This is a genomic window from Enterococcus sp. LJL120 (assembly GCF_054871765.1).
The window spans coordinates 60,356-68,293 of sequence record NZ_JBTXLV010000013.1 but is presented as its reverse complement, the minus strand read 5'-3'; the positions used below and the strand labels follow the sequence as shown (position 1 = coordinate 68,293).

The following is a 7,938-nucleotide window of genomic DNA, read 5'->3' as shown; positions in this document are numbered from 1 at the left end:
TTGTGTGGTGGCGATAGCGAGAAGGATACACCTGTAACCATGCCGAACACAGAAGTTAAGCTTCTTAGCGCCGATTGTAGTGAAGGGTTGCCCTTTGTGAGAGTAGGACGTCGCCACGCAGTTGTTTATTCCGGCATAGCTCAGTTGGTAGTAGCGCATGACTGTTAATCATGATGTCGTAGGTTCGAGTCCTACTGCCGGAGTTATTTCTAAGGTAAGATAGTTGAGCTATCTTTTTTTGTTTTCAGAAGGTATTACTATTAGGAGACAGTAATTTATTAATTTTGATTTTATGCCAGCAGACAATTAAGTATATTGTTTGCTGGTTTTTTTATATAATTTTAGATTTTTTCCCAATTGATATTAGTGGAGCAAAATAAAATACTAGAAATAATGTAAGTTGCTAACAGCTCTTTTCTCTAGCAACTTTTTTTCTTCAGTTAGCAGATTTCGAAAACATTTTTTCTGAATTTATCGACAATGCGGTCAGGATAACGTTTGAATCAGAGTATTCCTAATCAATTACGAAACTTATATCTATGCCCCCATTCATGAAACCATTGTAACAGTCTATTTTGATGTGCTTAAAAATGCAAACCGTCTGTTTAAAATTTCTCAATAAATCAGGTTGGCATTAGCATGGAGCTTTGGTAAAATTTGAGAGAGTAACTTAAAATGTAAATAACTGAAAGTAGGAAGAGTCTATGCGACCAAATTTGAATTATTATGTGCAGGCAATTAATGACATTGTTAACGATACTGAAAAGATTGGTGGAGAAATGAATCCAAGTTACGAAATTATTCGTAATGGAATTGATAATGATCAGTTGTCTGATTTGACTACAGAAAAATTGTCACAAATTATCAATGAATTTGAAACGGGGACTAGTTCATATCAGACGATGTTGGAGAGAGTCAAAACTTTGCGGCCGCCAGCTAAAGTCATGGGCATCCATAAAAAATTCGAAAAGGCTTACATGAATTATGTCGAGGGTTGTCAAGAAATGATTCAAAGTATCAATCCAGATGAAGCAACTGTCAACATTGAAGGCTTTGATCAAGCGGAGCAAAAGCAAGACGAAGCCTCTGATGTCATCGTTTTTTCAATTGAGAGAATGACAAAAATATTATTGAACCGTTAAAAGTGAATAATTTAATTATTTTCTAATCGTTTTATTATGTAATTTCTGATATTTTGATGTATTATAAATTCATAACCAACAACAACCTTTTTATTTTTCATTTTACTCCTTTTGGGGTAAAAACTCCTTTTCCGCTGGCCTAACCAACCAGCGGTTTTTGTTTATCTAGATTATTTTTTGAGTAATGATGTGTTATTTAAATAAAGTTTAGTCATTTTCTATTATGTTATTTTATAATAATGAATCTTTTAAAGTATTTTGGCTAAAAAGAGCAGAGTAGCAAAAAAAGCATTTTTCTAATCTAGAAAAATGCTTTTTTGCTGTCTAATTGACGATGGGCTAGTTTTCAACATTGCGAACATAATTATCAAAATAGTCACTGAGTTCTTTTTTAAGTTTTTGGTAATCTTCTTCACTATAGGTTTTTTCGTCAATCTTGCCGTTGAAAAGAGGAATACCTAATTCTTCTTTTAAGCGTTCTAAAACTTCTTCTGGTGTCATCTGAATCAAATCCTTCTTTATAATTTGTCAAACCAATCTGAGGCTTCAAAGGCGTCTTTTAGCTGGCTCAATTTGCTGTAGAGTTGAGCCGTGTCTTTTTCTTCTTTGAATAAGACTTGTTTTAGTTCATCGTAAAAGGCGTCAAGCGCGGCAAGAAAGTTTTTTTCCTTTTGGTTGGCTATTTCTGGATGCAACCATAAAAAGATTTCTAATTTTTGCCAATCAGTATAGAACTCGTTGGTGGTGAGTAAGGCCCGTTCGCGATCAAAGTTGCGGGTGGTAACTAATTCGTAAACGGGAAGTGCTTTATTGTATAATTCGGATTGTTGTTTCAGTAGTTCATCTAGTAATGGATTCATAGCATGGCCTCCTTATTGATACTATTAGTATAGCAAAGTTAAAAAATCTTCGCACTGATGAAAAATGCGCTGCAACTTTTTCTGCAATTAAGAAAGTAATTTTGGCATTCTGGTGGCTTATTCGCTATACTGAAATCAAAGTGGGGTTAGATAAAATGAACGCAATGGATAAAATCAATCAATTTCGAGATGATCGTGATTGGCGACAGTTTCATAATGAAAAGGATTTGGCGTTGTCGATTTCTTTGGAGGCGGCTGAGTTACTAGAGCTTTTTCAATGGAAGACGGCAGAAGAAGCTGTCCAACAACAGGAGCGCTTGAAGGAAGAATTAGCTGATGTGCTGATTTATGCTTATATGCTAGCAGATAATTTGGATTTTGATATAGAGCAGATTATTGCGGAAAAATTAGTCAAAAATGCGGAGAAATATCCGGTGGAAAAAAGTCGGGCTTCGCATCAAAAATATACTGAATTGTAGGTGGCTGAAATGAAAATTGTGGTACTTGATGGACATGTATTAAATCCTGGAGATTTGTCTTGGGATAGCTTAAAGGCTTTAGGTGAGGTGACAATCTACGAGCGGACAGCGTATCTTGACGCAGAGATCAGCGAAAGAATTGGCGACGCTGAACTAGTCTTGACGAATAAAACCCCGATTAATGAGCAGGTATTGGCTGCCGCACCTAATTTGCAATACATTGGCGTCTTAGCGACCGGCTATAATGTGGTGGACACTGAAGCGGCTAAAAAACGTGGGATTGTCGTGACCAATATTCCGACTTATGCTACCGAGGCAGTGGCTCAGTTTACGTTTGCTTTATTATTAGAAATCGCCAATCAGGTTGGTCTGCATAATCAGTCAGTTCACGCTGGCGAATGGACGAATAGTCTTGATTTTTCCTATACTAAACATCCTTTAATGGAATTGCAGGGGAAAGTTTTTGGGATGGTTGGCTTCGGTCATATTGCTAGAGCAACCGCCAAGATTGCCCATGCGTTTGATATGAAAGTTATTTTCTATAATCATCGCCCGAAGGAATTTTCTGAAGACTGGCTGACGCAGGTTTCTTTGGAGGATTTATATCAGCAGTCGGATATCATCAGTCTGCATGTCCCCCAAAACAGCGACACTGAAAAAATGATTAATGGGGATTCTATAAAGATGATGAAGGACAGAGTTATCTTGCTAAATACTTCTCGGGGAGGCTTAGTTGATGAAGCAGCCGTAGCGGAAGCCTTGAAATCTGGCAAACTGCAGGCTTTTGCAGCAGACGTAGTCTCTACTGAGCCGATTAAAGCCGATAATCCGCTGCTTAGCGCACCGAATAGCTATTTGACTCCTCACATTGCCTGGCAGGCAGTAGAGAGCCGTCAGCGGTCAATGGGGATTGCTGTCGACAACGTCAAAGGCTTTTTAGAAGGTCACATAAAAAATCAGGTAAATTAATGGCTTGAAAATTTGTGCTAGCTAGTCTGTTTTTATTTAGAGATGAAATAAATTTTTGCGAAATGTGCTGTTTTTATTCCTCTTTCTTCAAAAAAAATCGCCCTCAGACAGGCTTTTGCTTGTTTAAAAAGGCTAAGATGTGTAAAATGTCTTTTGGGATATAAAGGAGGAAGAAACTGCATGACAACATTTGCTTTGAGTCCAGCCACGAAATTGAAAAGTTTGGCTATTCGAGTAAAAAATCGTGATTTAGAAATAAAATTTTTTCAAACTTTAGGCTTCTACTTGAAGAGAGAAGAAAATGAGTTAGCCATTTTTGGCACAATTGATAAAGACAGTGAATTGCTAGTCTTGGAGGAGAGTCCTCGGGCCGATGAATTTACGGGGCAACCCCGGAAAATGGCACGGGTGTCCATGATTATTCCTTCTGAGGCGGAATTTGCTGAAATTTATGCCCGACTAAAAAAAGCTGAGTATCCAATCAAAGAAGCTTTGGAAAATCACGGTCGTCTTGGCTTTGTCGTGACTGATCCGGAAGGAAATGAGTTTGAAATTTTTTGCTCAGAGCATAAAGAAGGTCAGCGAGAAACCACTGAGAATCTTTCTGAAGCGGCTATTTTGGCTCAAGCAAAAGGCGAAATGCCTCATTTCTCTAAAGATGTTCGTTTTGACAAAATTCATCTGCACGTATTAGACGTGGCGCAACAAATGGATTTTTATCAAGATATCTTAGGCTTGACTGCCCAAGATGAAAATCATGGCTTCTTTGTTTTAAATGAAGGTCACTTTCAAGTGGGGCTTCATCAAGGAGATAGCCAGCCGATCCGGCTATCAACAAAAGAAGTTCACGGCTTGGACTTTTTGAAGTTTGATGTTGATGCGACGAGCTTTGATGCTTTAAAGGAGCATTTGAATGCTCTGCAGCAGGATTTCTTTATTGATGGTAAAGAACAGATTATCACCATTTATGATACCTTAGGACTCGAATGGTGGTTTGACAAAGTTAAATAAAAAAACAGTTGCTTTGACAAGCTTCAGCGTGAAATTTGTCAATAGCAACTGTTTTTATTTTGCTTAAAAACTGCGTCCACCGCCGCCGAATGTGCCGCCGCCGCTGGAGTGGGTCGAACTGCCGCCGCCGAAGCCACCGCCGCCGTTATTGTTGTTGCGGGGAATTCTACGGGTGGTGATATAGGAATTAACTAATTGATCCGTTTGGGTATCTAAGTCCAAACTAGATTTTTCTCGGAAAGGATATTTGTAGCCACCGAACTTTAATTGATAGCGGGAAAGATTGGTGAAAAAGACGGCTAGGCCAGCGACTACGGCAATCACACCAGCAATAATTCCTTCTATCAAAGTAACTTCTTTTACAAAATAGCGACGCACGCCTTTGACGTAATCATTGGCTGCCCCATAATAATCGCCATCCTGCAGGCTGCCCTGCACATTATCCAAGATTTTGTTTAGACGACTATCCGTGATGGTTTCAATCATTTTTCCTGAAGTTGAAATGTAGACCTCTCGCGAAGCCATGTCAATGACTAGCACCGTACCATTGTTGTTATTGCCAACTTTGTCCCGCAGGTAATTATCTGCGTAGTTGCGAATTGTCCCAACACTGGTAGAGCTAGTGACAATAAACATTTGAGCGTCACTGTGCTGATTTAAGTTGTCGATAGCCTCATCAAGCTGGGTAATTTCCTCAGTCGTGAACAAGCCAGCGTTATCTTCGACGCTGCTGGCACTCGCTTTGACAGGTTGAACTAAAAGACAGGTAAACAGCAAAAAACTTAAAATTAAAAAGAGCTTTTTCATATAAAGTAGCCCCCAATCAAAGCAATCAGTAGGACTACAGCAAAAATTCCTAAACTAGCTAAGGCGAGGCGGCCAAAACTGATTGGTAATATGCCGCTGACTTTGCCGGTTTGACCGTTCATAGCGTAAAAATAAACTTTTTTGCCGTCGCCATTGCTACGATAAGTCACCAACCAGACCGGCAGCAATAGATAGCGGTTGTTTTCATTTTCAATCGCAATGTTTGTATTGACATTAGTGACTGTAGCATATCCGGCAACCGTATCCCGCAGCAGGTCTTCACTATAATCCTTTAAATCGCCACGGACTTCTTCCTGCAGTGCCTGCATTTCAATGTCTCTTTTTTCCGCTTGAAAACCGGAAAGATACTGGGACTTAAATTTAACAGCCTTTTCTAATGGAAAGGGCTGAACCATGTGGACCATCTTCTGCTGAGTATTTTTACTCAAAGCATTTTTTACGAGGTCGAAAAAGGCTAATTTGCCTTTCCGCTGCACTTGGTAAATTTTTGTTTCAGTGTATTCAATATCGCCCACCCGCCAAACACGGATGGCTGTACCGGTGGCGGAGAGGGAGCCTTTTAAATTGGCATCGATTACCCAGTAAGGAAAATAGACACCAGTCAGCTTTTCGATTTGCGCTTCATTAAAGAAATTTTTGGGGACAAACCATTTCTTTTTTGTCCAAGCAATAAATTTTTCAACGGCTTCTTCTTTTTCAACGGCAAAAGGTAAGACTTTGTCCGGTAAAAACTTCCCGCTTAAGCGTTCTGACAAGACGACTGGATTGTGACAATAGTAGCAGTAGGTTGCCGCTGTCGTGGTATCAGTGACGATTTCAGCGCCACAGCTGGGGCATAAAAATAAATCCAGCTGTGCCTCTTCAACCGGTTCTGTTTCAGTAAAGGCCGCCGCAGTTGGTTCGCTGTCGGTTGCATCAATCGTCTGAGTAGCGGTGTCAGAGCCCATTTGAGCAGCCGCTTGTTGGCTGGCTACTGCGCTAACTTGTTCTTCGGTGAAAATGCTCAAACAATAATCACAATGGAATTTTTGATCTTCCGGATTAAAGGTTAAAGGGCCACCGCAGTTTGGACATTTGTATGTCAGGACATCCATAAAAGGCCTCGTTTCTTTTGGTATAAGTCAATCAAGACTGAAACAGATTGTATCTGCTGTATTTTTTCAGTAGGCTGAATTGCTCAGAGCGGCTTCAGTCTTTCAAGGGTGCAAAGTATTCTTACTCTACCGGAATTCCGACAAACGGTTTGCCGCAATGAGGGCAGAATTTAAGAATGCCGTTAGTTAAATCGACAATTTCATGACATTCGCTACAGCGCATTTCTAATTTAACCGCCGCTTTGGGTTGCGGTTTTGGTGTGCCGCAATTGGTGCAAAAATTGCCGGTATTTTCTGTCTGGCAATTTGGACAGGTCCAAGTAGCCTCATTGCTGCTCGCTTGCTCGCCAGTCTGATTATGTTGGTGAGCCTGTTGATTTTGGGCAGCTTCTTGATTATTTTTTGAAGCTTGACTTAAATAATCGCCCCCCATGTTCATGCCCATGCCTACGCCCATAAAGGCAGAGCCAGAGCCGCTTGGATTTTTACCAGCGTTCTCAATTCCCCGAGCAACAGATCCTTGAACATAGCCTTCACGAATGCCAGGGTCGCCGAGCATAGCGCCTTCGTTACGCATATTGATTAGGCGAGTGGAGTCATCTGTATAAGAAATGCTAGCCACAGCAACGGAGACAATCTCTAAGCCCCGTAATTCATGCCAGCTTTTATCTAAGACATCCGCCATATATTGACTAAGTTCCATACTTTTTGATGGGATGTAAGAAATCCGCTGACCATCAGCTGACATTTGGTTGATAGCGGCTTGTAAGGCTGTTAAGAATTCTGCCATATATTGCTCGTTAATATCTTTGACATCCATTTGCGGTGCAGATTTGGAAATCGCATTGGCATAAAATAAAATCGGGTCAGTGACTTTGATTGAATAAGTCCCGTGAGCCCGCAGAAATAATTCGGCATTATAAAAATTGTCGAAATAATTAATCGGTGTCGCGGTGCCAAATTTGATACCTTTAATTTCCTGTAAATTTATATAGATGACTTGTTGTTTTTGCGGAGTGGTGCCACCGAATTTGAAACGGCTAAAAGTTTCGCTGATGGCGTCTTTTAAATCGCCATTAAACATTGAAGGCGCCAACTCATTTTTGATAGTGTAGTAGCCTTCTTCAGCGGTGTAGTCAATCACTCGGCCGCCATCAACTAACAGCATCATGGTATTTGGATAAACATGGACGACAGAGCCATCGGTAATCACCCCTTCAGTCCCTTTGCGATTACTTCCCCGCTTGCTGTCCTGACGTACTTGCATGCCAGTTGTCACCAAAGTGGATTCGGTTAATTCTGCTGGTTCGATGACCTCGAGCCACTGATCTGCTAAGCCACCACCAATTGTACTTGTTGCTGCTTTAATTAAGCCCATATGAAAAGCCTCCTCAGGTTAGTTTACAAAAAAATTTGCTACTCCTAGTATACCATAGCACTAGGCTTTAAGCGGTAGGTCTTAAGGCGGAGAAAGCGTGTTTTTTTTTAGAAGCCCAACGTAAACAAGGAGGGATTCTTGTGGGCTATGAAGGAGATTTTCTTTAAAAATAAATTA

9 protein-coding genes, 1 tRNA gene and 1 rRNA gene are annotated in these 7,938 nt (G+C 40.4%); 6 read left to right on the top strand and 5 right to left on the bottom strand.

The features are described from left to right. The first annotated feature begins 3 nt into the window (after positions 1-3). From rrf to ACYSNU_RS17270, 3 genes are all read left to right on the top strand, one after another. Positions 4-119 (top strand): 5S ribosomal RNA (gene rrf / locus ACYSNU_RS17280). A 10-nt stretch (positions 120-129) separates the two neighbouring features. Continuing rightward, positions 130-203, top strand: a tRNA-Asn gene (locus ACYSNU_RS17275). Between the two features lie 501 nt (positions 204-704). Then, positions 705-1,142 carry a hypothetical protein gene (locus tag ACYSNU_RS17270; RefSeq protein WP_461738400.1) on the top strand — a complete coding sequence of 146 codons (438 nt, stop codon included), beginning with the start codon at positions 705-707 and terminating at the stop codon, positions 1,140-1,142. Positions 1,143-1,481: 339 nt separating this feature from the next. Here the strand turns inward: ACYSNU_RS17270 and ACYSNU_RS17265 are convergent, their stop codons facing one another. Together ACYSNU_RS17265 and ACYSNU_RS17260 are read right to left on the bottom strand one after the other, a co-directional pair. Continuing rightward, positions 1,482-1,643, bottom strand: a complete 162-nt coding sequence (locus ACYSNU_RS17265; RefSeq protein WP_461738399.1) for a hypothetical protein — start codon at positions 1,641-1,643, stop codon at positions 1,482-1,484. 17 nt (positions 1,644-1,660) lie between these two features. Next, complete coding sequence (locus tag ACYSNU_RS17260) at positions 1,661-2,002, bottom strand: hypothetical protein (protein WP_265458775.1); 342 nt, start codon at positions 2,000-2,002, stop codon at positions 1,661-1,663. 155 nt (positions 2,003-2,157) lie between these two features. Here ACYSNU_RS17260 and ACYSNU_RS17255 point away from each other — a divergent pair, with 155 nt between their 5' ends. The 3 genes from ACYSNU_RS17255 to ACYSNU_RS17245 all read left to right on the top strand — a co-directional run bounded on the left by ACYSNU_RS17255 (position 2,158) and on the right by ACYSNU_RS17245 (position 4,461). Then, a complete protein-coding gene (locus ACYSNU_RS17255) occupies positions 2,158-2,481 on the top strand; it encodes a nucleotide pyrophosphohydrolase (protein WP_461738398.1) in 324 nt (107 codons plus the stop codon). A gap of 9 nt (positions 2,482-2,490) precedes the next feature. Next, positions 2,491-3,450: a D-2-hydroxyacid dehydrogenase gene (locus tag ACYSNU_RS17250; protein ID WP_461738397.1), complete on the top strand. Its 960-nt coding sequence runs from the start codon at positions 2,491-2,493 to the stop codon at positions 3,448-3,450. A 180-nt stretch (positions 3,451-3,630) separates the two neighbouring features. Continuing rightward, on the top strand, positions 3,631-4,461 hold the full coding sequence (locus ACYSNU_RS17245; protein WP_461738396.1) for a VOC family protein: 831 nt from the start codon (positions 3,631-3,633) through the stop codon (positions 4,459-4,461). 63 nt (positions 4,462-4,524) lie between these two features. Here the strand turns inward: ACYSNU_RS17245 and ACYSNU_RS17240 are convergent, their stop codons facing one another. The 3 genes from ACYSNU_RS17240 to ACYSNU_RS17230 form a co-directional block, all read right to left on the bottom strand. After that, complete coding sequence (locus ACYSNU_RS17240) at positions 4,525-5,268, bottom strand: TPM domain-containing protein (RefSeq protein WP_461738395.1); 744 nt, start codon at positions 5,266-5,268, stop codon at positions 4,525-4,527. Next, positions 5,265-6,383, bottom strand: a complete 1,119-nt coding sequence (locus ACYSNU_RS17235; protein ID WP_461738394.1) for a TFIIB-type zinc ribbon-containing protein — start codon at positions 6,381-6,383, stop codon at positions 5,265-5,267. The genes ACYSNU_RS17240 and ACYSNU_RS17235 overlap by 4 nt, the downstream gene beginning before the upstream one ends. A 121-nt stretch (positions 6,384-6,504) precedes the next feature. After that, positions 6,505-7,761, bottom strand: a complete 1,257-nt coding sequence (locus tag ACYSNU_RS17230; protein WP_461738393.1) for an SPFH domain-containing protein — start codon at positions 7,759-7,761, stop codon at positions 6,505-6,507. Positions 7,762-7,938: the final 177 nt, after the last annotated feature.